Source organism: Terrabacter sp. FW104-15G4B (genome assembly GCF_058790095.1).
The window spans coordinates 38,872-61,823 of the sequence record NZ_JBYTCI010000017.1 but is presented as its reverse complement, the minus strand read 5'-3'; the positions used below and the strand labels follow the sequence as shown (position 1 = coordinate 61,823).

Below are 22,952 nucleotides of genomic sequence, written 5' to 3'. Positions count from 1 at the left end.
AGGTCGGGGACTCCCGACATCAACGCGGCTCCCCTCCTGTGCGAGGGGTTTCTTTTTGCCCAGACGAGCAGCGACGAGAGAGACGACATGAGCGAGCAGAGCAACGAGACGCCGTTCCGTTACACCGCGGCGATGGCGCAGCAGATCGAGACCGCCTGGCAGGACCGCTGGGAGGAGGAGGGCACCTTCGACGCCCCCAACCCCGCCGGCCCGTGGGCAGAGCCCGAGAAGGTCGCCGCGCGCGGCGAGAAGCTCATCGTGCTCGACATGTTCCCCTACCCCTCGGGTGTCGGGCTGCATGTGGGCCACCCGCTCGGCTACATCGCGACCGACGTCTACAGCCGCTTCCACCGGATGCTCGGCAAGAACGTCCTGCACGCGCTGGGCTACGACGCGTTCGGTCTGCCGGCCGAGCAGTACGCCGTCCAGACCGGCCAGCACCCTCGGAAGACCACCGAGGAGAACATGACGAACATGAGGCGCCAGCTGCGCCGCCTCGGGCTGGGCTTCGACAACCGCCGCACCTTCGCGACGATCGACGACGACTACTACCGCTGGACGCAGTGGATCTTCCTGCAGATCTGGGACGCCTGGTACGACGCCGATGCCGTGCGCGAGGACGGCGGGCGGGGCAAGGCGCGGCCGATCCGCGAGCTCGTCGAGGAGTTCGAGTCCGGCCGCCGTGCCGTCATCGACGCCGACGGCCGCGGCTGGGCCGACCTCTCCGCGACCGAGCGCGCCAGGGTGCTCGAGGGTCACCGACTGGCCTACACCGACGAAGCACCGGTCAACTGGTGCCCCGGCCTCGGCACGGTGCTCTCCAACGAGGAGGTCACCAACGAGGGCCGCTCCGAGCGCGGCAACTTCCCGGTCTTCCGGCGCAACCTCAGCCAGTGGAAGATGCGCATCACCGCGTATGCCGACCGCCTGGCCGACGACCTGGACGGCGTCGACTGGCCCGAGAAGGTCAAGCTCATGCAGCGCAACTGGATCGGCCGGTCCAAGGGCGCCCGGGTCACCTTCCCCGTCGTCACCGGTATCGGGGAGGAGGACGGCATCGACGTCTTCACGACCCGACCGGACACGATCTTCGGGGCGACGTTCATGGTCATCGCCCCCGAGCACCCGCTCGTCGACGTACTGGTCCCGGCCGGCGAGTGGCCCGAGGGGACGCGCGATGCCTGGAAGGGGGTCGACGCCGACGCGAGCGCGACCCCGAAGGAGGCCGTGGCGGCATACCAGCTCGCGGCGTCGCGCAAGGGTGACGTCGAGCGGCAGACCGAGGGCAAGGACAAGACCGGTGTCTTCACGGGCTCATGGGCCACGAATCCCGTTACCGGGGAGCGCATCCCGGTCTTCGTCGCCGACTACGTCCTGATGGGCTACGGCACCGGCGCGATCATGGCGGTGCCCGGGCAGGACACGCGCGACTGGGAGTTCGCCGAGAAGTTCGACATCCCCATCGTCCGTACCGTGCAGCCCCCCGAGGGCCACCCGGACGACCAGCCGTTCCTGGGCGACGGTGTGGCGGTCAACTCCTCCAACGAGCGCATCTCCCTCGACGGCCTTCACGTCGAGGAGGCAAAGGCGCGCACCATCGAGTTCCTCGAGCGCGAGGGCATCGGCGAGGGGACCATCAGCTACCGCATCCGCGACTGGCTCTTCAGCCGCCAGCGCTACTGGGGGGAGCCCTTCCCGATCATGTTCGACGAGGACGGGGTGGCGTATGCCGTGCCGGACGGCGAGCTGCCCCTGACCCTGCCGGACGTGCCCGACTACAGCCCGAAGACGTTCGAGCCGGACGACGCGCAGAGCAGCCCCGAGCCGCCGCTGTCCCGAGTGCCCGAGTGGGTCGAGGTCGAGAAGGACCTCGGGGACGGACGCGGACTGCGGAAGTTCCGCCGGGAGACGAACACCATGCCCAACTGGGCCGGCTCGTGCTGGTACTACCTGCGCTACCTCGACCCGGCCAACCACGAGGCGTTCGTCGACCCGGAGAACGAGGCGTACTGGCTTGCCCGTCAGGACAAGCCGGTCAAGGGCGCCCCTGCGGGCACTCGCGACCCTGGCGGCGTCGACCTCTACGTCGGCGGGGTGGAGCACGCCGTGCTGCACCTGCTCTACGCGCGCTTCTGGCACAAGGTCCTCTTCGACCTGGGTCACGTGCGCAGCGAGGAGCCCTTCCGGAAGTACTTCTCGCAGGGCTACATCCAGGCCTACGCCTACACCGACAGCCGCGGTCAATACGTCCCGGCCGCGGAGGTCGAGGAGCACCCGGGTAGCCAGGGGACCGAGCCGACGTTCACCTGGCAGGGGCAGCCCGTCAGCCGGGAGTACGGCAAGATCGGCAAGTCGCTGAAGAACTCCGTCAGCCCCGACGAGATGTACGACGCGTACGGCGCCGACACCTTCCGGGTCTACGAGATGTCGATGGGGCCGCTGGAGCTCTCCAAGCCGTGGGAGATCCGCGCGGTCGTGGGCAGCCAGCGCTTCCTGCAACGCCTGTGGCGCAACGTCGTCGACGAGGCGACCGGCGAGCTGCGTGTCGCCGACACCCCGCTCGACCAGGCGCTGACGACCCAGCTGCACCAGACGATCGCGGGCGTGCGTGAGGACTTCGAGGGCCTGCGCTTCAACACCGCCATCGCCAAGCTCATCGAGCTCAACAACGCGGTCACCAAGCTCGACGCGCCGCCGCGCGAGGCCGTCGAGGCGATGGTGCTGATGCTTGCCCCGGTCGCCCCGCACCTCGCCGAGGAGATGTGGCAGCGGCTCGGTCACGAGGGCGGGGTGGCGTATGCCGCCTTCCCCGTGAGCGACCCCGCGAAGATCGTGCTGGAGCAGGTCACCTGCGTCATCCAGATCAAGGGCAAGGTGCGTGACCGCGTGGAGGTCAGCCCCGACATCTCCGACGACGACCTGCGCGAGCTGGCCCTCGGGCGTGACAAGGTGAGGGCGGCGACCGAGGGCGGCGTGCGCACCGTCATCGTCAGGGCGCCGAAGCTCGTCAACATCGTGCCCGTGTGAGCCGGGTGCGCGCCCTCGGCGACGGAAGGACCGGGACGTGACCACGAGGATCGTGACCGACTCGACGGCGTACCTGCCCGGTGAGCTCGTGGAGCGCCACGGCATCGAGGTCGTCCCGCTCCACGTCGTCGTGGGCGGGCACGACCACGTCGAGGGCAGGGACATCGCGGCTGCTGGGGTCGCCGAGGCCCTGCGCAGCTACACCATCGTGACGACCTCGCGGCCGACGCCGCAGGTCTTCGCCGAGACCTACCGCCGTCTGGCCGACGAGGGCGCGACCGCCATCGTGTCGGTCCACCTGTCGTCCCAGATGTCCGGCACCGTCGAGGCGGCCCGCATGGCGGCGGAGGAGTCCCCGGTGCCGGTCGAGGTGGTCGACAGCGAGACGATCGGCATGGCGATGGGTTTCGCGGTCGTGGCCGCAGCTGAGTGCGCGGCCGCGGGCGCCGATGCCGCTGCCGTGGTCCACGCCGCGGTGACCCGGCTGAGCCCCTCGGGAGTGCTCTTCTACGTAGACACGCTCGAGCATCTGCGTCGGGGAGGCCGCATCGGGGCGGCATCGGCGCTGCTCGGCTCCGCGCTCGCCATCAAGCCGATCCTGGCGGTGCGCGGTGGACGGATCGTCCCCGTCGAGAAGGTGCGCACCTCCTCACGTGCCGTCGCCCGCATCGAGGCCATGGTCGTCGAGCAGGTCACCAAGGGTGGTCACGCCGTCGACATCGCGGTGCACCACCTGGACGCGGCCGCTCGCGCGAACCAGATCGCCGCCGAGCTGCGCGCGATGGTGCCCGGAGCGCGCCAGGTGCTCGTCGTCGAGCTCGGGGCGGTCGTCGGCGCCCACGTCGGGCCGGGCACCGTGGCCATCGCCGTCTCGCCGCGCCCGGACGAGCCGCTGCCCGAGGCACCGTCGCAAGAGCAGGTCTCCGGGTCGTGAGCACGGGCACGGTGCTCGCCTGGGCCGGAGGGGTCGCCGCCGCCTTCCTCATCGGCTCGCTCAACCCGGCCACGATGATCGCCCGCCTCCTCGGCAAGGACCTCGCGTCCTCCGGTTCCGGTAACCCGGGCGCGACGAACGCCGGGCGGGTCCTCGGACGCAGGTGGGGCGTCGTCGTCGGCGTCCTCGACGTCCTCAAGGGACTCGTCCCGACGTTCGTGGCCGGTCACCTCTTCGGCGCGCACGCGGCATACGCCGTCGGCATCGCGGCCGTCCTCGGCCACATCTGGTCACCCTTCCTCAAGGGACGCGGCGGCAAGGGTGTCGCCACCACCTTCGGGGTGATCCTCGGGGTGCACCCGTGGGTGGCGCTGGTCGTCATCGTGGTCTTCGTCGTGGCCGTCGCGCTCACCCGGTGGGTCGCGGCAGGTTCCATCTTCGGGTCCGTCGCGATGCTCGTCGTCGCGATCCTCATCTGGACGGGCCACGCCCCAGGGGATGTGTGGACCGCCTTGTGGCTCATGGCGATCGGCCTGCTCGTCCTCGCGCGTCACAAGAACAACGTCATCGGCTGGTGGCGCCAGCGTCACCTGCCCTGAGGCGGTTGCCGCGGCGCGTCCACATGGCCGGAGTGGGGCGACAACGCGCCGGGCGCTCGCGGCTAGAAGACGATGGTGCGCCGGCCTGAGAGGAAGACGCGGGACTCGGCGTGGTCGCGGACCGCGCGGGACAGCACCCGCCGTTCGACGTCGCGGCCGATCGCGACGAGGCGCTCGGGCGACTCGGCGTGGGTGACGCGCACGACGTCCTGCTCGATGATCGGACCCTCGTCGAGGTCAGCCGTGACGTAGTGCGCGGACGCGCCGATGAGCTTGACGCCGCGGTCATGCGCCTGGTGGTAAGGCTTGGCGCCCTTGAAGCCCGGGAGGAACGAGTGGTGGATGTTGATGGCGCGGCCCTCGAGGGCGCGGCACAGGCCGTCGCTGAGGATCTGCATGTAGCGGGCGAGGACCACCAGGCCGACGTCCTCCGTGTCGACGAGACGCAGCAGCTCGGCCTCGGCGTCCGCCTTGGTGTCCTTGGTGACCGGGATGACGGTGAAGGGTAGGCCGTAGTACTCGACGAGCCCGCGGCAGTCCTCGTGGTTGCTGACGACGCCGACGATGTCGATGGGTAGGTCGCCGGACTTCCAGCGGTAGAGCAGATCGAGCAGGCAGTGGTCGAACTTGCTGACGAGGATCAGCGTGCGGCAGTGCTCGTCCTCCGGGCGGGCGGCCAGGTGGTGGTGCGCGATGGCGGGGCTTTCACGGATCGCACCCAGGACCCGCTCGACCTCGTGCGCCTCGGCGTCGAAGACGGTGCGCATGAAGAACAGGCCGGTGTCCTCGTCGGAGTACTGCTGGTTCTCCACGATGTTGGCCGAGACGGCGAGCAGCGCCGCGGAGACGGCAGCCACGATTCCGGGTCGGTCGTCGCAGGTGAGGGTCATGATGTGCCGGGCCATTGGAGCAGTCTGGACCAGCCGGGGACAAGCGCGACAATCGACGCGCGGGGCGTCTCGCGTCGTGGCCGTCCACACCCCTTCGAATGTCCGTGGAGTTGTCCCCAGCGAGCGCCGGGAGCGCCGTGGCCGGACGCCCGGCTTCCTACCGTCGGGGTATGCCGTTGCGACCCGCCCGCAGAACCCCGGACCTCGAGCGGGTGGCCCGGATCCTCGGCTCGGGATCCGCCCGCCGGTCGGCCACTCCTCCCGCAGTCGAGAAAGGCGAGGACGACGACCTCGGAGGCTGGTTGCCGTCCCCGCCTCGAGCGCCGACGGAGCACGCGCCGGACGACGTCGAGGACGGCAGCGCCGGCGGCGGCGGGAGCAGCTCCGGCGGTGGCGTCGCGTCCGCGGTCCGCCGGCTGACCCTGCGGGCGACCGACGACGACGAGGTCGCGCGGCTCGACGCGGACCTGCGCCGTGCCCGCCGACCTGCCCTGCTGACGGTTCCCGACGAGCTGCGCACGGCACGTCGCGGGCTGAGCAGCGCGGCCGTCGTCGCGCTGCTCGCGCTGGTCGTCGCCGTCTGCTGCGCGTTCGTGCTGCGGGTGCTCTGGGCCGAGCGGTCGGCCCCTGCCCCGGACCTCGCGCCCGGAGTGACGCGCTCCGTCCAGGTGGGCGGGGGCACGGCGGTGGCGGCGACGGTCCCCGCGCCGAACGGTCGCAGCGCACCTTCGCCCGTCTCGTCGGTGTCGTCGCCGTCCGGCCCGGTCACGTCGGGGGCCGCCCCACCCGCGACCGGCGCCGAGCTGGTCGTCCACGTGGTGGGGCAGGTGGCGCGGCCCGGGCTCGTGCGCCTGAGGCCCGGCGCTCGGGTCGCCGATGCGATCTCGGCCGCGGGTGGCACGCGTGCCGGCGCGGACGTCGCGGCCCTCAACCTGGCACGACTGGTCGTCGACGGCGAGCAGATCCGGGTCCCCAAGCCGGGGGAGCCGACTGCGGCTGCCAGAGGGGTGGGCGCGCCCGGTGGGTCAGGATCGTCAGGCCCCGGTTCGGCCGGGGCCACCGGCCCGGCTGTGAGCCTCAACTCGGCTGACGTCGCTGCCCTCGACGGGCTGCCGGGGGTCGGGCCGGTGCTCGCCCAGCGGATCGTCGACTGGCGCACCGAGCACGGTCGCTTCACCTCTGTCGACGAGCTGGGGGAGGTGAGCGGCATCGGGGACAAGCTGATGGCGCAGCTCCGGCCGCGGGTGACACTGTGAAGGCGAGGCCACTGGACCCACCGCGGGAGCGGGAACAGGTGCCCCGGGGACCGTCCTTGGTCGTGCTGACGGGTCGGGAGACCCTGCGCCGCGTCCGCCCGCGGTCGCCTCAACGCCTTGACCTACGCCTGCTCGTGCCGGTGGTGCTCGTCTGGCCTATCGTGGCGTTCTGGGGCCTGGTGGCACCGGTCTGGCTGGTCGCCGCGGTGGCAGTGGTCGCTCTCGCGGCCGGCGTGCTCTCGATGGTCGCCCTGAGGGGCATCGCCGTGAGTTGCGCCGTGCTCGCGCTGCTGCTCGGCGCCGCTGCGGGCCACCGCGCGGTGCGCTCGGCCGGACCGGTCGACGGGCTCACAGCCCAGCGTGCGGTGGTCACCGTCCGCGCCACGGTCGCAGCCGATCCTCGAGCGGTGCAGGGCTCCTCTGCCGCAGAGGACCGGTCGAGCGGTCCGGTGGTCAGTCTGGTCCGTCTCGAGGTGACACAGGTCGTCGGGCGGGGGCGGACCGCCGCGGTGAGCGCGCCGGTGCTCGTCATCGGCCGGGGAGCGCAGTGGTCGGCCCTTCGGTGGCACGACGAGGTCGAGGCAGTGCTGCGGCTCGGTGCGGCCGAGCCCGGCGACGACGTGGTGGCGATCGCCACCCCGAAGGGATCTGTCCGAGTCCTCCAAGGGCCGGGAGGCGTGTTCGACGCGGCCGACACGGTGCGGGCACGCTTCCGCGCTGCCACCGGGTCACTCTGGCCCGACGCGCGAGGCCTCGTGCCGGCGCTCGTCGTCGGGGACACCTCCCAGACGCCGCCCGACCTCACCGTGGTCATGCTGGCGACCGGGCTCAGCCACCTCAGCGCCGTCTCGGGCAGCAACGTGACGTTCGTCCTGGCGGCAATGGTCTGGGTCTGCGGCCTCGCCGGAGTCCCACGGCGCTGGCGTCCCGTGATCGCCGCGCTCGGTCTGGCGGGCTTCGTCGTCCTGGCGCGGCCCGAGCCCAGCGTCGTGCGCGCCGCCGTCATGGGACTCGTCGGGCTGCTCGCGCTGTCGACGTCCCGACGCCGGGCTGGGATCCCGGCACTCGCCGCGGCGATCGCGCTTCTCCTCGTCTGGGACCCGTGGCTCTCGCGCTCGTACGGGTTCGCCCTGTCGAGCATCGCCACCCTCGGTCTGCTCGTGCTCGCACAGCCATGGGGGCGCGCCGTCGCCCGCAGGCTGCCGGGACCGTTGAAGCCGCTGGGTCCCGTGCTCGCGATCCCCGTCGCGGCCCAGGCGGTCTGCGCTCCCGTGGTCGTGCCGCTGCAGGGGAGCGTGTCGCTGGTCGCGGTGCTGGCCAACCTGCTCGCCGCGCCGTTCGTGGCGCCGACGACCGTAGGGGGCGTGGTCGTCGCCGTCGTGTCGGTCGTCTGGGTCGCCGGGGCAAGCTGGCTGGCATGGGCAGCGGCGCTGCCGGCCCAGGCCATCGCCGCGGTGGCCCGCTGGTGCGCCGAACTGCCCTTCGGCAGCATCGAATGGGGTGACTCGGCGGGCGCCGCGCTGCTGCTCGCCGTCCTCACCGTGGGCATCATCGCCGCGGCCCCCTGGGCGTGGCACCGGACGCGACACCGACCCACCGTGGCCGTCGCGGTGGTGGTGCTGGCGGCCGGGCTGGGCGCGCCGACCACCCCGATCGCGTGGCCTCCGCCGGACTGGGTGCTCATCGCCTGCGACGTCGGCCAGGGTGACGGCCTCGTCGCCGACAACGGCGGTGGGCACGTCGTCGTCATCGACACCGGGCCGGACCCCGAGCCGATGCGTGCGTGCCTCGACCGCGTCGGGGCCACGGCCGTCGACCTCCTCGTGCTGACGCACTACCACGCCGACCACGTCGGCGGCCTCGCCGCGGTGCTCGAGAGGCCCGTCGCCGAGATCCGCGCGTCACCCGTCCTCGACCCGCCTGACGAGGCGGCCCGCGTCGCACGGCTGGCGGCAGCCGCACGCATACCCGTGGGCGAGCTCCGAGCCGGCGAACAACTCACCGTGGGCGGGGTCAGCGCAGACGTGTGGTGGCCTGCGCGCCGCATCGACGCCGGGTCCGTGCCGAACAACGGCTCGGTGGTGCTGACCATGCACCTGCGTGGGGTCAGCGTGCTGCTGGCGGGTGACATCGAGCGGGAGGCGGCGGCCCAGGTGCTGGGTGAGCTGCAGCGCGATCCGCTCCGATGGGGTCGGATCGATGTCCTCAAGGTGGCGCACCACGGGTCGAGCAACCGTGACGACCGAATCCTCGACCACGTCGACGGCCGGTTGGCGCTCATCAGCGTCGGTGCCGGCAACGACTACGGTCACCCGGCACCGGCGACCATGAAAGCACTGCAGGACAGGGGTTTCCAGGTTCACCGCACGGATCTGGAGGGCGACGTCGCGATCGTGGCGCGTGACGGCGACGACGTCCGGGCTCTCTCCCAGTGACCGGCTCGGGCAGAAGGGGGCCGTTGGTGTGCAGGGGGACGGTGGAGATCAGGCGGGGTTGGTCGGCGCCGACGGGTCGACCGGCGACTCGTCGGGTCCGGCCGGAGCTCGCTGCACCGCCCGGTCGCCGTCCTGCGCCGAGAGCTCGAAGTCGTCGAAGTCGAAACCGGGGGAGACCAGGCAGCTGACGAGGGCATCGACCGGCCCGGGCACCGTGCGCTGCCACACGTGCGCCGGCACCACCGCCTGGGCAACCTCCCCGGGAGCGAGGTCAGCCCCCAGCACGGTGGTCTCGACGGAGTCGACGGCGGGCGCCTGGCCGTCCCCGCCGAGCTCCAGCACCACCGAGCCGCGGTGCACGAGCCACACCTCCTCCGAGGCCACCCGGTGCCAGCTCGAGGACTCGCCCGCCGGTAGGAGGAAGTGGATGAGGGTCGCCAGGGCGCGCTCGCGCCCGTCGGGGAGGATCACCGACTCGGGTGAGGCCCACGTCTGGCGGTACCACCCTCCCTCGGGGTGGGGCTGCAGGTCGAGGAGGTCTGCGAGAGCTGGGCGCATGCACCCATCATTCCCGTCCCGGGGCGCCCCGAACCGCCCTTCCGGCCTTGGTGAGTCGGGGCGGCGGGTCCTGCCACGGTCCCCGTCCCAGGCCCTGAGGCGGACGGGCAGATCACCACCGAGAGTGGTTCGACGACGGCCGCCAGCCGAGCAGCGATGCCGTTCGGGCGTGACGACGCCGCGGAGGACGCGGCGGCGTGGGGACGGGCGTCGGTCATGGACATGGGCCGGCCGCTCGTTCGGTCGACTCCACGTGGTTCGGCGCAGACGGCGTCGCGGATGGGACCCCCTCCGGAGGCCTCAGGCCGACACCCCGACGGCCGCTTCCCGCCGGGCGTCCCCCGCGGCCACCAGCCCGTCCGGGCCGAGCACCGCGGCGCCCACCCCGCCGAAGTACATGTGCGGGCCCGGATAGCGGTGCACCGCGAGCCCGCTCGCCTCGGCGGCGGCCGCGATGTCGTCGGACGGCTCGTGCTCCACCCGCGGCGACCCGTCGTCCATGAAGCGCACGTGCAGCCGCGGCGCGTCGATGGAGTGCTGCAGGTCGTCACCGAGCAGCAACCCCCGACCGAGGACCTGCATGAGCGCCGTGGTGATCCGGTCGGCACCCGGCGACCCCACGGCGAGGGCTGCACCGGTCGCGCTGCGTCCCGTCGTCGGGGCCATGTTGGACGCGAGTCGTGTACCGGGCGCGACCGCGTGCAGACCGAGCCGGTTGAGCTCCGGCTCGCCCAGGGCGTTGTTGAGCATGATGCCGGTGCCCGGGATCACCATGCCGGCGCCGTAACCGGCGGACATCGTGACGGCACAGGCAGTTCCGTCCTCGTCGACGACCGAGACGTGTGCCGTGGAGGCCGAGGTCGGCAGGCCTGCGAGCCCATGGCGCTCGACGGTCTCGAGCAGCGCGTGCCCCTCGGCGTCGAGGTCGTTCGACCGGTCGTGGACCGTCAGCCGATAGGCCAGGACCCGGCGCTGGATGTCGATGACCTCCGCCCACGTCCAGTGCTCGTGCCGCGCGAGCTGCCCGAGCATGGCTGCCAGCATGGGACCACCGACGGAGGGCGGTGGGTTGAGGGCGATGGACCAGGTGCCCATCGTCCGCATCGTGGGGGTGCGCTCGACGGGCTCGTATGCCGTGAGGTCGGCCCGGGTGATGAGGCCACCGTTCGCTGCCATGTCGTCGACGAGAACCCGTGCCACGGCCCCGGTCGTGAAGAGGGAGACACCTTGTGCGGCAAGGAGGTCCAGGATCTCAGCGAGGTCGACGTTGAGCGACGTCTCGCCCGGCTCGAGCGGGCCGCCGTCCGCGCCGGTGACGAGCGCGTGAGCCTCGGGGTCCGCTCCGAAGAGCGCGTCCCGGACGATGCCGAGGTAGAGAGCGGCGGAGGCCCCGACGCGGTAGCCCTCCCGGCAGGCGCGAGCGGAAGGCTCAACGAGGCGACGCCACGGCAGAAGCGCAAACCGGTCTCTCGTGAGCGAGAGCGCTTGCAGTGCGCCTGAGTTCGCGACCGACCCGTGGCCCGCGCCGATCGTGACGCCGCCGCCGTACTCCGTGGGGACGTGCCGCACGCCTCGTCCGAAGGCCGCGCGGTCGAGCCCGCGACCCGGCATCTCCACGTTGCCGTCGATGACGACGGGGTCCTGCCCCGCCGGCCACACGTTGACGAACGCGCCGCCCATCAGGCTGACGACCCCCGGCTCGGTGCTCATGGCCACCAGTGCTGCAGCAATGGCGGCGTCGACGGCGTTGCCGCCGTCGGCAGCGGCCTCGAGACCGGCCTCGAGCGCGGCCGGGCTGGGAGCGGCGAGGGCTACGCGGGTCATGTCGTGGCCCTGGCCATCGAGTGGTACTCCGGGTTCGGCACGAGACCGAGCGCCGTCGAGACGCGGTTGGTGAGGTCGAACATCCCCACCACCTGGACGAGCTCGACCACCTGGTGGTCGCCCAGCCCCACGACGCGTAGCGGCCCGAGGTCCTCCTCGGTGACCTCTGCAGGGTGCAGCGTCAGCTTCTCGGCGTAGGCCGCCATGGCGTACTCCCGCTCGGCCAGCCCTGCCTGCCGCCAGTTCGACGCGACGAGGTCGGAGGTGACGGCGTCGCCGGTGTGCTCGCGCAGCGCGGCGCCGTGGCTGACCTCGCAGTACGTGCACCGGTTCACGCTGCTGACGACGACGGCGAGCAGCTCGCGGTCGGCCGGGGACAGGTGGCCCTCCTTGTTGAGCAGGAGGTTGAAGTAGCCCCACCACGCCAGGAACTGCTCACCGTTGACGGCTTGGGCGCGGAAGACGTTGGGCACGAAGCCGAACGCCTCCTGCGCCCTGTCCCAGAGGCGGCTCACGCCCTCGGGGACGTCGGGCCGCTCCGGCACGGGCAGGTAGGAGATGCGCTCGGGATCACCCATGGGGCCACCGTATGCCGCGTGGTGCCCGGGCGCCCCCCGGTGACGTGCCGTACCTGGTGGGGTCGGCCCGGTGCCTCAGGCCCTGGCGCCGACGAGCTCGGCGGCCGAGGCCTTGGGGTCGGCGCCGGCGGCCTCGCACAGGGCGTCGAGCGCCGCGGCGACGGCGGGGACGCGCTGCAGGTCCGGCGTGGTGACGGCCAGGATCTGGCGCCGCGACGCGGGTGACAGCGGCAGGGTCGCGACCTCGTCGTGCTTGGCAGCGTTGAGGATGAGGTCGGGCACGAGGGCGACGCCGAGGCCGGCGGTGACGAGCCCGAGCTGGGCGACATAGTCCTCGGTCTCGAAGGCGACGTTCGGTCTGAACCCGGCGGTGTCGGCCAGGGAGAGCAGGTGGCCGCGGCAGCGGGGACACCCGGCAATCCACTCCTCACCCGAGAAGTCGGTCAGGGTTGCGGCCTCGTCGCCGGCGTGCGGATGGCTTCGAGGGACGACGAGGCGGACCTCGTCGTCCATGAGCCGGCGGGTGACGAGGAGGGAGAGGTCCTCCTCGAGCTCGCCGAGGCCGCGCCCCTCGTAGGCGAAGGCCACCGCGACGTCGCAGTCGCCGTTGCGCAGCGCGGCGAGGGACTGGGGCGGCTCGGCCTCGGTGAAGGTCACGGTGATGTCGGGGTGGCGCGCCTTCAGGATGGCGAGCGTCTTCGGCACGAGCGTGGCGGAGGAGCTGGGGAACGCCTGGAGGCGCACCCGTCCGGCCCGCAGCCCCGCGATGGCCGTGATCTCCTCCTCGGCGGCGTCGAGCGCCGCGAGGACACCGACCGCGTGGCGGGCGAGAACCTGTCCTGCCTCGGTCAGGCGAACCTGGCGGCCGTAACGCTCGACGAGCACGGTGCCGGTGCGCTGCTCGAGGCGTCGGACCATCTGGGAGATGGCCGGCTGGGTGAAGCCGAGCGCGTTGGCGGCGCTGGTGAAGCTGCCCTCGTCGGCGATGGCCTTCATGACCCGTAGTCCTGCAGCGTCGATCATGCCCTCAGCATAACTGCTGATTATGGTTTGCCGGGGAAGCTGCAGTACCAGAAGCGGATTGCGCGGCACGTAGGCTAGTCCGGTGCACCAGCCGAACGGCATACCCCCACAGTCGGCGGCGACGACTCGCCTGGCGACCTCGCGCACCCTGCCCCTCGACACCCACGACCTCGGGAGCTTCGACGAGCTCGTCGACCTGGTCAGCGGTGGGGGCGTCGTCGTCCTGTCGGGTGCCGGGATCTCCACCGACTCCGGCATCCCCGACTACCGCGGTCCTGACGGCACCCGTCGCGTCGAGCCCATGACGTACGGCGAGTTCGCCGGCTCCAGCGACGCCCGGCGACGGTACTGGGCGCGCAGCTACATCGGGTGGCAGCGGTTCAACGCGGCGGCACCCAATGAGGGCCACCGGGTCGTCACCGACCTGCAGCGCGCCGGTTACGTCGGGCCCATCATCACGCAGAACGTCGACGGCCTGCACCAGGCTTCGGGCGCGACGGACGTCATCGAGCTGCACGGCTCCCTCGACCGCGCCGTCTGCCTGACCTGCGGGGAGTACACCTCGCGGATCGGGCTGCACGAGAGGATGACCGAGGCGAATCCGGGGTTCATGGAGCGGTTCGCCGAGGCAGCTCAGGCTGTCGGCTCGCAGTGGGGGGAGCAGGTGCGGCCCGACGGCGACATCGTGCTGGCCGACGCGCTCGTCGAGTCCTTCCACGCGCCGCGGTGCCTCGTCTGCGGCGAGGACACGGTCAAGCCTGATGTCGTCTTCTTCGGCGAGTCGGTGCCCAAGGTGCTTGTCGAGCGGTGCTTCTCCCTCGTGGAGGACGCCGGGGCCGTGCTCGTGCTGGGATCGTCCCTGTCGGTGATGAGCGGCTACCGCTTCGTCCGCCGCGCCCACCAGCGCGACGTGCCCGTCGCCATCGTCACACGATCGGCCACGCGAGGTGACGCGGAGGCGACGCTGCGCCTGCACGCGCCCCTCGGTCCGACGCTGAGAGAGCTGCGCGACGCGCTCGGTCACTGAGAAGCCCTGGTATGCCGCCCCTCGGCAGTCCGGGGGCGGCCCCGTCCCTGCGCTGGGTGGCGAAACACCCCTGTCCTGGGGCTACTGGGCGACGGACCGGGTCGGTCGAGCCTCGGTGCCGTCATCGTCGCGGAGGTCCCAGAGCTCCTTGGTCTGCACTGCCCAGTAGACGGCGAAGAGCACGATGATGATGACCTCCGCGATGAGGACGAGGTGGTCGAAGCCGCTCACCGTGACGGCAGTCACCACGCTCACGCCGAGCGCGACGGCCAGCGCGAGCGCGATCGCGATGTAGATGCGCTTGTAGGTGGCGCCGTCCCGACCGGCGGCCCCTGCGTGCCGTTCCCCGGCGCGCAGCGCGCTGAAGACCATGACGGCGATGACGCCGGCCACCATCGTGCCGGCGGCGATGCCGTGGCTCACCGCGATGAAGCGATCACGTAGGACGAGGAAGAGGGCGAGCTCGCCGAGCAGCACCGCGCCGCAGGTGGCCGTGACGACCATCGAGCGCACGGTGGGCCGCTCGGACCGGTCGCGCACCGAATCGCCATGCTTGAGCCAGGTGACCACGATGGCGGCGACGACCGCCACGACGACGAGCGACCAGACGTTGTTGCGCACGGCCGCCGCGATCTCGGCAGGCGTCTGGGTGTACGCGTTCGGCCCGCACCGTCCGTCCGGCACCGTCGGCACCATGGCGACGACGAAGGCCATCAAGCCCGAGAAGTCGAGCAGCACGTCCTCCTCGGGGGAATGGCCCTTGTAGGCGATCAGGTTGGCCCCGAGCGCGCAGAGCGAGCCGACGAAGACGGTGCGTGCGGGCGTGTAGTAGTAGGCGCTGATGGAACCGAGCCAGCACGAGTGGGCGGTCTCCCACCACCACTCGTAGCCGACGGAGAGCAGCAGCATGAGGAGCAGGGCGATCATCGCCCCGCGCAGATAGCGGTAGGTGAAGACGACGTCTCGGGTTCGCCCGGGTGCCATGGCGCTCTCCTTCGCAGGACTCACTGGTCAGAGTCTGCAGTCGTCCCGCCCGATACGCCCGCCGGAGGAACGCCGAAGCCGGCGGCGCGAACGGGCGCGGGCGGCATACGTCGTCGGTCGTCGGGGGCTTGGGGTCGCTCAGATGCGGCGCAGGACCGCCGTCACCTTGCCGAGGATCGTGGCATGGTCACCGTCGATGGGGGAGAAGTCGGGGTTGTGCGGCATCAGCCACACGTGCCCGTCTGTGCGCTTGAACGTCTTGACGGTTGCCTCGTTGTCGAGCATGGCGGCGACGACGTCGCCGTTGTCGGCGTGTTGCTGCTGGCGCACGACGACCCAGTCGCCGTCACAGATGGCGGCCTCGACCATGGAGTCGCCGTTGACCTTGAGCAGGAACAGGTCTCCCTCGCCGACGAGCTGCTTGGGCAGCGGGAAGACGTCCTCGACGACCTCCTCGGCCGTGATCGGCACACCGGCGGCGATCTGGCCGAGCACCGGCACGTAGGACGCCTCGGGGCGTGCGTCACCGGAGCCGGTCTCGGTGTCGTACTGGTCGCCGCGCGGACGCGGAGGCGTCGCGTCGCCGCCGCGGTAGCCGAGCTCCTCGGCCTTGGCGTCCGGGGACACGACCTCGAGGGCGCGCGGCCGGTTGGGGTCGCGCCGCAGGTAGCCCTTGGCGACCAGGGCGTTGAGCTGGTGGGAGACGCTCGACGGGCTGGCCAGCCCCACGGCGTCGCCGATCTCGCGCATGCTCGGCGGGTATCCCCGGCGGTCGACGGAGTTGCGGATGACCTCGAGCACGCGCCGCTGGCGCACGGTGAGCCCGTCTCCGGTCTCACGGTCGGGAAGCTCGGTGACGCCCATGGTGTCCCTCTCGTCGGCTCGTCAGGTCCCCTCCGTCGCCGGCGTGCACGGCCAGTGTCAGTGGTGGCTGGTGAGGTCTGTGGTGTGAGGAAAGACTACGAGGTTCGAACACAGTTGCCAAACACGTGTTCGAGGCGTGTCTCGACTTCATCGCACATCCGTGCTAAAAATCGTACAGACGTTCTATCGAACACATGTTCGCCGGATCTGGAGCAAGGGGAGGTCATCATGAGCGCCATCGTCCTCGAGGCCGTTCGACAGCCGCACACCGAGGGGCCGGCACACCCACGTGTCGACGAGCGCCCTCACCTCGTGCTGGTGCCCACGGGCCCCAGGGCAGTTCGTGCCGCTCGGGCGGCCCAGCCCCCGATGCGCCTCACCCGGTTCGGGCGTCTCACGGTGACCCTGCTCGTCGCCATGGTCATCGCCCTGCTCGGCGTCGGTCTCGCCGGCCAGCTCGCGTCGGCCAGCGGCGATCCGCGCGTCGTCACCGTCGGGCAGGGGCAGACGCTGTCGGGCATCGCGGCTCGAGAGCTCCCCGGGTTGCCGGTCTCCGAAGGCGTCGTCCAGATCCAGGTGGCCAACGCCCTCAGCTCGTCCCAGGTGCACGCCGGCCAGCAGCTCGTGGTGCCGTCACCCTGACCCATCGATCATCGGGTCGGTGCACCGGACGCAGGCGCGACACGCGGCCGCGTCCCCCTGACCCCCAAACGGCCGCGTTGGCTCCACCTCCAGCGGCTGGCGGTAGCGGCGCTTCGACCCCGCCGCTACGGCCCAGAGCGCCGCACTCCTGACAGGGGTGCGGCGTTCTGCTTGTCGGGGTGGCCCTACGGGGTTGGGGCCCGGGAGGCGGCGCCGCCCCCGACGAGCCCTGTGGACGACGGGCATCGAGCCGCGATCCAGCGTCCTACCGTGCTGTTCTCGGAAGGAGCAGGGGATGCGGTATGAGGTGGACACAGCGGCGCTGCGAGACGCCGCAACATCCGTGGACGAGGCATTGGCGCAGGTGCAGCGCCTCGCGCTGACCGACGACCTCCGCGCGATCGCGGCGGCTGTACCGGGCGGCCGCACCGCGGCCGGACTCGCCCAGGTCGCAGCTGCCTGGGAGGCTCGGCTCGCCGGGACGCGCTGGGTTCTGAAGGAGCTCGGACGTTCCCTCGTCGTCGCGGCCGACGCGTACCAGGCCGTGGAGCGCTCGGCTCGTCAGGTAGTGTCCGGTGCTGGCGGAGGCTCGGCGTGACCGCGCTCGCAGCTGCGACCACCATGTCGGTCCGGAGCCTCCGCGCCAGCCGCCCGCAGGCCCTTCTCGAGGTGAGCCGGCGACTGGAGGACCGGCGGCGCCGCGTCCTCGGCCTGGCGCAGGTAGTCCTCTGGCGTCGTGCCGCCGCCCCGCGCTGGACTGGTGCTGCCTCCTCGGCCGCAGCCGATCGCTACGGGCTCGTCGCCGCGGGTCTCGGTGACCTCGCGGCCAGCCTCGCGCAGAGTGGGCACGCCGTCGGCAGCGCCGCCGGCCGGCTTCAGTCCGCGATCGACCTGGTGCACCGCGCAGATCGGCGGGCTGCCTCGGAGGGAGCGTGGGTGGACGATGACGGACAGCTGTTCCTTCCGGTCCGGTCCACTCTCGAGGACCCCCTGGCGCAAGCGCACCGGACACGGCTCGACGCGCTGCTCAGGCAAGAGGTCCACGCGTGTCTGGCCCAGGCCCTCGACGCCGCCGGCGAAACCGACGCACAGCTGCTGCGCGCGCTGCTGTCGGCGGCGCGAGGCGCGCCGGGCGCCGAGGACGTCGCAGCCCGCGCGGTGCCAGATCTCTCGCGTCCTCCGGTCTCCGGCGCTGGCGGCCCGGGGTCTCTCGTCTTCGCGTCCGCGGCCTGGTGGCGTTCGCTCACGCAGGAGGAGCGGCGAACGGTTATTCGCGACCGTCCGGAGTGGGTGGGGGCGCGCGACGGCGTGCCCGCCTCGGCTCGACACGAGGCCAACCTCACGTTGCTGGCGCGAGCGGAGAGGGCCGCCCAGGCGCGCGCCCTGGCGGCGGAGCGTGCCGCGTCGCCGACCAATGCCGCGGAGCGCACGCGGGCGGCGGAGCACGTCGCCGCCCTGCAGGCTGTTCGCGAGGTCCTCGCCCGGCGTGACGGAGGACAGCGACGGCTGATGCTCCTGGACACCAGCGGGCTCGACGTCAAGGCGGTGGTGTCGCTCGGCGACGTCGACCGGGCGGAGCACGTCGTGACGTTCGTCGGAGGGCTTTCGACGATGGTCGGCACCGACCTGCGGCGCTACGACGACACCTTCGTGCGGATGCGCGGTGAGGCGAGGGCGGTGGCGGGTGGCGACGATGTCGCCGTCGTGACGTGGATGGGCTACGACGCGCCTCAGGTCCACGAGATCATCGGGCCCGTCGACCGGAGCGTGCTCAACGCCACGATCGCTCGCGACAATGCCGGCGCCCTCGCCGACTTCGTGACCGGCCTGGAGGCAGCCCGCGACCGTCCCGCCCACCAGACGGTGTGGGCCCACTCCTACGGCGCCACTCTCGCCGGGTTCGCCTCGTTGCGCACCAGCGCCGTGGACGACGTTGCCGTCTTCGGCGCGCCGGGGCTTCCCTTCTCCGACGTGTCGCGGACGGCGCTCAAGCCCGGTGCCCTCAACGTCCTCGGCGCCGTGGGCGACGACGTCTTCAGCTACGGCTGGATGGTCCACGGCACCCGCGCCGCCGACGTCCGTGGGGCCACCCGCCTGTCGACGTTCGCGCTCAAGCAGACCGGCTCGGGGTGCAACCACTGGCTGCACCCGAGATCGGAGTTCGTCGACGCCGGCCGCACCTCCACCGGCCACTCCGACTACCTCCGAGCCGGCACCGACAGCGCGCGCAACCTCGTCGTCATCGCGGCGGGTCGGCCGGACCTGCGGGTCCTGCAGGGCGCGGATGAGCGCGCCTGCCACACGACGGGCCCGAGCCTGGGCACCGACCCGCTGCGCTGGCCCAGGCTCGTCCCGTGAGCCGCCGTGAACGGATCGTCATTGCGGCCGGGCTCACGCTCCTGGTGCTTCAGACTGTGCCTCTCATGGCCGTGGGGTGGGTTTCGGACGGAGGCAGGGCCGCCGCCGACGGCCTGCTCGTCGGGCTGGCGTCGCCGGTGCTCCTCGCGGTGGCGGCGTTCGGCGCGGTGCTGGCCGTGGCGGTGATCCGATGTCCGCCACCGGTCCGGACGCTGGACCGGCTGAGGTGGGCCGCCGGCGCAGCGCTGGCCCACGTCGGGGTCCTCGCCGTCGCACTGGTGCTCGACGGTGCGGCCGCCTCGGGCGCGGCCGGCTTCCGGGCATCGATGAACGACGGGTCGCTCGAGTGGTCCGTCGCCGCGATGCTCCTCCGGGCAGTCGTCATCGACCTGCGGGCGCCGATCGCCTTCGTCGTCGCCCTCGTTGCACTGTGGATCGCCGCTGCGCAGACGCCGTCGTCATCGTCATCGTCGGCGCCCTCGCCGGTACAGGACCGGCTCAGTGGCGGCTCGGGGCGAGGTCGCGCTCCGGAAGGGTGAACCAGACAATGGTTCCGTGCGGATCGGCCTGCTCGATCCCCATCGCCCCGCCGTGCGCCTCGACGATCCGCCTCGCGGTGGCGAGCCCGACGCCGCTGCCCTCGACGGAGCCGCCCACACGTCCGAACAGCGCGAACGCCTTGTCGCGGTGCTCGGGTGCGATGCCGATCCCGTTGTCGCGCACACTCACCCGCCACCCCGTCTTCTCACGACGCGAGCTGACCTCGATGACCGGGTCAACGGCCGGCCGCGCGAACTTCACGGCGTTCGTCAGCAGGTTGAGCAGGACGGCATACAGCTGCTGTTGGTCCACCTGCACGACAGGCAGGTCGTCCGGCCGGACTCGGGCGCGCTGGGCTCGGAGCATCGGCGTCAGGTCCTCGAGCACGCCCCCGAGCACGTCGTTGAGGTCAGCCTCCTCAATCTGCAGCTTGGCGCCGACGAGGGCGAAGTCGAGGATGGCGTCGATCATGCCGGCCATCCGGCCGGAGGCCCGAAAGGCCGTCAGGGCAAGACGCTCGAGGGCGGGGTCCTGGGCGACCGCGGGCTCCTGGGAGAGCAGCTCGGCGCTGGCCATGATCGCCGACAGCGGGGTGCGCAGGTCGTGGCTGATCTGACCGGCGAAGAGCGAGAGGAGCTCGTTGGACCGGTGCAGGTCGTCACGGGCGGCGGTCAGGGCCGCGAGCGAGGCCTCCAGCTCCCGCTCGCGCAGGCGCAGCTCGAGGATGTCGACGACGCGTTCGGCCAGGACGGTGAGGGTGGCCTCCCGCTCCGGTGAGAGGGTGCGCGGCCGGTCGTCGAAGACGCAGAGCCGGCCGATGACGACGTCCTGCGGCGTGATGAGGGGCGCCGAGGCGTAGAAGCGGACCTCGCCGATGCGACCGGTCACGAAGGGGTTGTCCTGGAAGCGGTGGTCTGCGCTGGCGTCGGGGACCAGCACGACGTTGCTGTCCTCGAGCAGGGCGGCGCACATGGAGTCGGCGCGTGCACAGATCGAGGGTTCGAAGCCGGCCGTGGCGATCTGGTGCTGCTCGGTGGCGCTGATCAGGTTGATGGCGGCGTTGGGGACCTCGCAGATCTGTGCGGCGAGGTCGACGAGCGCCTGCAGGTCGCGACCTGGCGCGTGCCCGAGGACGTCGTAGCGTCGCAGCTGTTCCTCCCGGCTCGGATCGGGGTTGCTCCTCACCCTCGACGCCGGCCGCACGGCCTCGCGCAGGTCTTCCATGATCGTTGCCCCCTGTCGGTTTGACCGCATTGTGACAGATCGACGCTTTTTGACCGTCTCGAACTGCCGCGAGGCAGCCGTGGCCCAGGAGTGCGGGCGGGGGCGGTCAGGCGTGTCGTCAGGCGGAGGCCCGCGGCGACGAGGCGGCCGGCTCACCCACCGGCACGATCAGGCTGACCGCCGCGCGGTGGTCGGTGGCGGTGACGACCCGCCCGTCGAAGAGGCTGGCCAGCTCCCGAGCCCCGGCCACGTCGGCGCCCCAGGCGGTCTGGCCCCCGCCGCCCTCACAGGTCACCTCGATGCGCGCGTGGGACCCGGCGTCGATGGTGGTCAACCGGACCCGTCCGGGGCGGTCCCCGCCGCCGGTCGGGCGCTCGACTGCGCCCAGTGCGCCCGAGATGAGGGCGTCGAGTGTCTGCTCCAGTGCGACACGCGGTAGATGCACCGGCACCGTGCCCGAGGGGGTGTGCACGACGTGCGGTTCGCCGGTCGCCGGCTGCCAGCGCTTGACTGCCTGCGCCACCACGGCCTCGAGGTCGAGATCCTGGGCGTCCCTCGTGCGCTCGAGGTCCGAGCGCTCGAGCAGCGCGGTGATGGCCGCCGAGAGCCGGTCGACCTCCGCGAGCGACGAGCGCAGCTGGACTGCCACTGCGGGCGGTGTCTCGCGCCAGAGCGTGAGGTCCTCCAAGTCGAGCCGCAGCGCCGTGAGCGGTGTCCGCAGCTCGTGCGAGGCGACCTCGGCGAAGCTGCGCTCCCGCGCCAGCATCACCTCGAGGCGTTGGCCGCTGTCCTGCAGCGCCTGTGCGATGGCATCGGCCTCAGGCACCGACGAGCGCGCGGGAGGGATTCGGAAGTCGCCCCGTCCGAGGCCGCCGGCGGCGACGGCGAGCGACTGGAAGGGCCGGGACAGCCGCCGGGCCAGCACCAGACCCGCACCGGCTGCCGCAACGAGCAGGGCGACTCCGATGATGAGCAGCGGCGTCAACGCCCCGAGGACACGCGCCCTCAGCGCGGCCTGTGACCGCAGGAGGACCAGGGTGCCGCCGCTGGCGACGGGGCGCGTGGCCGAGAGGGAGTCGCCCTCGGTGTCGGGGGCGTCGCCGGCGCGCACGGTCGTGCCGTCGACGGCTGTGTAGAGGGCCACGTCACCCGGCGAGACGGCCCGCGCCAGCAGGGCGGCCGTGGCGGCGGGGTCGTGCGTCTGGTGCTCGTCGAGGAGCAGGCCTGTGAGGTCGGCGGTGCGCTCGAGCAGCTCCTGCTGGGATGCCCCGACGAGGTCGGCGACGAACCAGGCACGAGGCACGCCGTAGAGCACGATCACCAGGGCGGTCAGCCCGACGAAGGAGGCGACGAGACGCCTACGCATCGGTGGTTCCGGCCTCGAGTCGGAAGCCCACACCCCGCACGCTGACCACACGGACCGAGGAGGAGTCGTCGGCCAGCTTCTGTCGCAGGCGGCCGACCGTCACGTCGAGCGTCTTGGTCGAGCCGAACCAGTTCTCGTCCCACACCTCGTCCATCAGGCGCTCGCGGGTGAAGACCGACCCTCGCTCGGAGTCGAGCAGGGCGAGCACGTCGAACTCCTTGGAGGTCAGGAAGATCTCATCCCCACTCACCCAGGCGCGGCGCGAGGAAGGATCCACGCGCAGGGGCTCGAGCGCGCCGGACGACAAAGGAGCGCGGTCACCCGGCAGGTAGGCGGCAACTGGCTCGGCGGTGCCCTCCTGGACGGGGGGTGCAGCAGGGTCCGCGGGCGCGGCAGGGCCCGACCTCGAGGGGAAGAGGGGAGCCGCGTCGGCACCGCGCACGTCGCGGTTGGTCCGACGAAGCAGGGCGCGGGCGCGCGCCAGCAGCTCCGAGAGGCCGAAGGGCTTGGAGAGGTAGTCGTCCGCGCCGACGTCGAGCCCGACGACACGGTCGAGCTCGCCGCCCCGGGCGGTGAGGATGAGGATGCCCCCGTGGTAGCCGGCGGCGCGCACGGTGCGGCAGACCTCGAGCCCGTCGAGGTCGGGCAGGCCCAGGTCGAGGATGACGAGGTCGACGTGGTCGGTGCCGACACGCGCGATGGCCTCGGTGCCGTTGTCGACCCGCTGGACGGCATACCCCTCCCGCTCCAGGGTTCGGGTCAGGGGCATCGCGATGCCGTCGTCGTCCTCCACGATGAGCAGTTGGGCCACCATTTGGGTGAG

20 protein-coding genes are annotated in these 22,952 nt (G+C 72.0%); 10 read left to right on the top strand and 10 right to left on the bottom strand.

All coding sequences use genetic code 11. The features are described from left to right. The first annotated feature begins 87 nt into the window (after positions 1 to 87). Genes leuS through plsY form a run of 3 tightly spaced genes read left to right on the top strand, consistent with a single transcriptional unit; the run spans position 88 to position 4,560 of the window. Entirely contained in the window at positions 88 to 3,027 is a 2,940-nt protein-coding gene (gene leuS, locus AC3WRT_RS13980) for a leucine--tRNA ligase (protein WP_492722857.1), read from the top strand. A 37-nt stretch (positions 3,028 to 3,064) separates the two neighbouring features. Next, complete coding sequence (locus AC3WRT_RS13975; protein WP_492722855.1) at positions 3,065 to 3,961, top strand: DegV family protein; 897 nt, start codon at positions 3,065 to 3,067, stop codon at positions 3,959 to 3,961. After that, positions 3,958 to 4,560, top strand: coding sequence for a glycerol-3-phosphate 1-O-acyltransferase PlsY (gene plsY / locus AC3WRT_RS13970; protein WP_492722853.1), 603 nt, complete (start codon positions 3,958 to 3,960; stop codon positions 4,558 to 4,560). The genes AC3WRT_RS13975 and plsY overlap by 4 nt, the downstream gene beginning before the upstream one ends. Before the next feature lie 62 nt (positions 4,561 to 4,622). On the opposite strand, the gene purU is transcribed toward plsY, so the two are convergent. Further along, the gene (gene purU, locus AC3WRT_RS13965; RefSeq protein WP_492722852.1) at positions 4,623 to 5,465 is read right to left on the bottom strand and encodes a formyltetrahydrofolate deformylase; all 843 of its coding nucleotides are present in this window, start codon (positions 5,463 to 5,465) and stop codon (positions 4,623 to 4,625) included. 155 nt (positions 5,466 to 5,620) lie between these two features. On the opposite strand from purU, the gene AC3WRT_RS13960 reads away from it, so the two are divergent. Together AC3WRT_RS13960 and AC3WRT_RS13955 are read left to right on the top strand one after the other, a co-directional pair. Further along, on the top strand, positions 5,621 to 6,706 hold the full coding sequence (locus AC3WRT_RS13960) for a helix-hairpin-helix domain-containing protein (RefSeq protein WP_492722850.1): 1,086 nt from the start codon (positions 5,621 to 5,623) through the stop codon (positions 6,704 to 6,706). A 143-nt stretch (positions 6,707 to 6,849) separates the two neighbouring features. Further along, positions 6,850 to 9,141 (top strand): ComEC/Rec2 family competence protein, encoded by a 2,292-nt coding sequence (locus AC3WRT_RS13955; protein WP_492722849.1) that lies wholly within the window; start codon positions 6,850 to 6,852, stop codon positions 9,139 to 9,141. Between the two features lie 48 nt (positions 9,142 to 9,189). On the opposite strand, the gene AC3WRT_RS13950 is transcribed toward AC3WRT_RS13955, so the two are convergent. The 4 genes from AC3WRT_RS13950 to AC3WRT_RS13935 form a co-directional block, all read right to left on the bottom strand. Further along, on the bottom strand, positions 9,190 to 9,699 hold the full coding sequence (locus tag AC3WRT_RS13950; protein ID WP_492722848.1) for a cupin domain-containing protein: 510 nt from the start codon (positions 9,697 to 9,699) through the stop codon (positions 9,190 to 9,192). A 300-nt stretch (positions 9,700 to 9,999) separates the two neighbouring features. Continuing rightward, positions 10,000 to 11,523 (bottom strand): gamma-glutamyltransferase, encoded by a 1,524-nt coding sequence (locus AC3WRT_RS13945; protein WP_492722846.1) that lies wholly within the window; start codon positions 11,521 to 11,523, stop codon positions 10,000 to 10,002. After that, entirely contained in the window at positions 11,520 to 12,101 is a 582-nt protein-coding gene (locus AC3WRT_RS13940) for a peroxidase-related enzyme (RefSeq protein WP_492722845.1), read from the bottom strand. The genes AC3WRT_RS13945 and AC3WRT_RS13940 overlap by 4 nt, the downstream gene beginning before the upstream one ends. 75 nt (positions 12,102 to 12,176) lie before the next feature. Then, the gene (locus tag AC3WRT_RS13935) at positions 12,177 to 13,124 is read right to left on the bottom strand and encodes a LysR family transcriptional regulator (RefSeq protein ID WP_492722843.1); all 948 of its coding nucleotides are present in this window, start codon (positions 13,122 to 13,124) and stop codon (positions 12,177 to 12,179) included. 82 nt (positions 13,125 to 13,206) lie between these two features. Between AC3WRT_RS13935 and AC3WRT_RS13930 the strand changes: the two genes are divergently transcribed. Further along, entirely contained in the window at positions 13,207 to 14,151 is a 945-nt protein-coding gene (locus AC3WRT_RS13930; protein ID WP_492722841.1) for a Sir2 family NAD-dependent protein deacetylase, read from the top strand. Positions 14,152 to 14,232: 81 nt separating this feature from the next. On the opposite strand, the gene AC3WRT_RS13925 is transcribed toward AC3WRT_RS13930, so the two are convergent. Both AC3WRT_RS13925 and lexA read right to left on the bottom strand, forming a co-directional pair. Continuing rightward, entirely contained in the window at positions 14,233 to 15,135 is a 903-nt protein-coding gene (locus tag AC3WRT_RS13925) for a hypothetical protein (RefSeq protein ID WP_492722839.1), read from the bottom strand. A gap of 138 nt (positions 15,136 to 15,273) precedes the next feature. Further along, complete coding sequence (gene lexA / locus AC3WRT_RS13920; protein WP_492722837.1) at positions 15,274 to 15,999, bottom strand: transcriptional repressor LexA; 726 nt, start codon at positions 15,997 to 15,999, stop codon at positions 15,274 to 15,276. A gap of 228 nt (positions 16,000 to 16,227) precedes the next feature. Here lexA and AC3WRT_RS13915 point away from each other — a divergent pair, with 228 nt between their 5' ends. The 4 genes from AC3WRT_RS13915 (at position 16,228) to AC3WRT_RS13900 (ending at position 19,538) form a co-directional block, all read left to right on the top strand. Further along, positions 16,228 to 16,641: a LysM peptidoglycan-binding domain-containing protein gene (locus AC3WRT_RS13915; RefSeq protein ID WP_492722835.1), complete on the top strand. Its 414-nt coding sequence runs from the start codon at positions 16,228 to 16,230 to the stop codon at positions 16,639 to 16,641. Positions 16,642 to 16,936: 295 nt separating this feature from the next. Beyond that, on the top strand, positions 16,937 to 17,239 hold the full coding sequence (locus AC3WRT_RS13910; RefSeq protein ID WP_492722833.1) for a hypothetical protein: 303 nt from the start codon (positions 16,937 to 16,939) through the stop codon (positions 17,237 to 17,239). Beyond that, complete coding sequence (locus tag AC3WRT_RS13905; RefSeq protein WP_492722831.1) at positions 17,236 to 18,999, top strand: alpha/beta hydrolase; 1,764 nt, start codon at positions 17,236 to 17,238, stop codon at positions 18,997 to 18,999. Before AC3WRT_RS13910 ends, AC3WRT_RS13905 begins: the two co-directional genes overlap by 4 nt. Beyond that, positions 18,996 to 19,538: a hypothetical protein gene (locus AC3WRT_RS13900; RefSeq protein WP_492722829.1), complete on the top strand. Its 543-nt coding sequence runs from the start codon at positions 18,996 to 18,998 to the stop codon at positions 19,536 to 19,538. The genes AC3WRT_RS13905 and AC3WRT_RS13900 overlap by 4 nt, the downstream gene beginning before the upstream one ends. On the opposite strand, the gene AC3WRT_RS13895 is transcribed toward AC3WRT_RS13900, so the two are convergent. From AC3WRT_RS13895 to AC3WRT_RS13885, 3 genes are all read right to left on the bottom strand, one after another. Next, the gene (locus AC3WRT_RS13895; RefSeq protein WP_492722827.1) at positions 19,498 to 20,763 is read right to left on the bottom strand and encodes a sensor histidine kinase; all 1,266 of its coding nucleotides are present in this window, start codon (positions 20,761 to 20,763) and stop codon (positions 19,498 to 19,500) included. The genes AC3WRT_RS13900 and AC3WRT_RS13895 overlap by 41 nt on opposite strands. A 118-nt stretch (positions 20,764 to 20,881) precedes the next feature. Continuing rightward, positions 20,882 to 22,129: a sensor histidine kinase gene (locus tag AC3WRT_RS13890; RefSeq protein WP_492722825.1), complete on the bottom strand. Its 1,248-nt coding sequence runs from the start codon at positions 22,127 to 22,129 to the stop codon at positions 20,882 to 20,884. After that, entirely contained in the window at positions 22,122 to 22,943 is an 822-nt protein-coding gene (locus tag AC3WRT_RS13885) for a response regulator transcription factor (protein WP_492722823.1), read from the bottom strand. Before AC3WRT_RS13885 ends, AC3WRT_RS13890 begins: the two co-directional genes overlap by 8 nt. Positions 22,944 to 22,952: the final 9 nt, after the last annotated feature.

Bases quoted from the DNA above. Each gene is read 5' to 3' on its own strand.
- AC3WRT_RS13915 (WP_492722835.1), top strand. From the start codon at position 16,228: ATGAGCGCCATCGTCCTCGAGGCCGTTCGACAGCCGCACACCGAGGGG.
- leuS (WP_492722857.1), top strand. From the start codon at position 88: ATGAGCGAGCAGAGCAACGAGACGCCGTTCCGTTACACCGCGGCGATG.
- AC3WRT_RS13960 (WP_492722850.1), top strand. From the start codon at position 5,621: ATGCCGTTGCGACCCGCCCGCAGAACCCCGGACCTCGAGCGGGTGGCC.
- AC3WRT_RS13910 (WP_492722833.1), top strand. From the start codon at position 16,937: ATGCGGTATGAGGTGGACACAGCGGCGCTGCGAGACGCCGCAACATCC.
- purU (WP_492722852.1), bottom strand. From the start codon at position 5,465: ATGGCCCGGCACATCATGACCCTCACCTGCGACGACCGACCCGGAATC.
- AC3WRT_RS13885 (WP_492722823.1), bottom strand. From the start codon at position 22,943: ATGGTGGCCCAACTGCTCATCGTGGAGGACGACGACGGCATCGCGATG.
- AC3WRT_RS13895 (WP_492722827.1), bottom strand. From the start codon at position 20,763: ATGGAAGACCTGCGCGAGGCCGTGCGGCCGGCGTCGAGGGTGAGGAGC.
- AC3WRT_RS13890 (WP_492722825.1), bottom strand. From the start codon at position 22,129: ATGCGTAGGCGTCTCGTCGCCTCCTTCGTCGGGCTGACCGCCCTGGTG.
- AC3WRT_RS13935 (WP_492722843.1), bottom strand. From the start codon at position 13,124: ATGATCGACGCTGCAGGACTACGGGTCATGAAGGCCATCGCCGACGAG.
- AC3WRT_RS13940 (WP_492722845.1), bottom strand. From the start codon at position 12,101: ATGGGTGATCCCGAGCGCATCTCCTACCTGCCCGTGCCGGAGCGGCCC.
- AC3WRT_RS13950 (WP_492722848.1), bottom strand. From the start codon at position 9,699: ATGCGCCCAGCTCTCGCAGACCTCCTCGACCTGCAGCCCCACCCCGAG.
- AC3WRT_RS13925 (WP_492722839.1), bottom strand. From the start codon at position 15,135: ATGGCACCCGGGCGAACCCGAGACGTCGTCTTCACCTACCGCTATCTG.
- lexA (WP_492722837.1), bottom strand. From the start codon at position 15,999: ATGGGCGTCACCGAGCTTCCCGACCGTGAGACCGGAGACGGGCTCACC.
- AC3WRT_RS13945 (WP_492722846.1), bottom strand. From the start codon at position 11,523: ATGACCCGCGTAGCCCTCGCCGCTCCCAGCCCGGCCGCGCTCGAGGCC.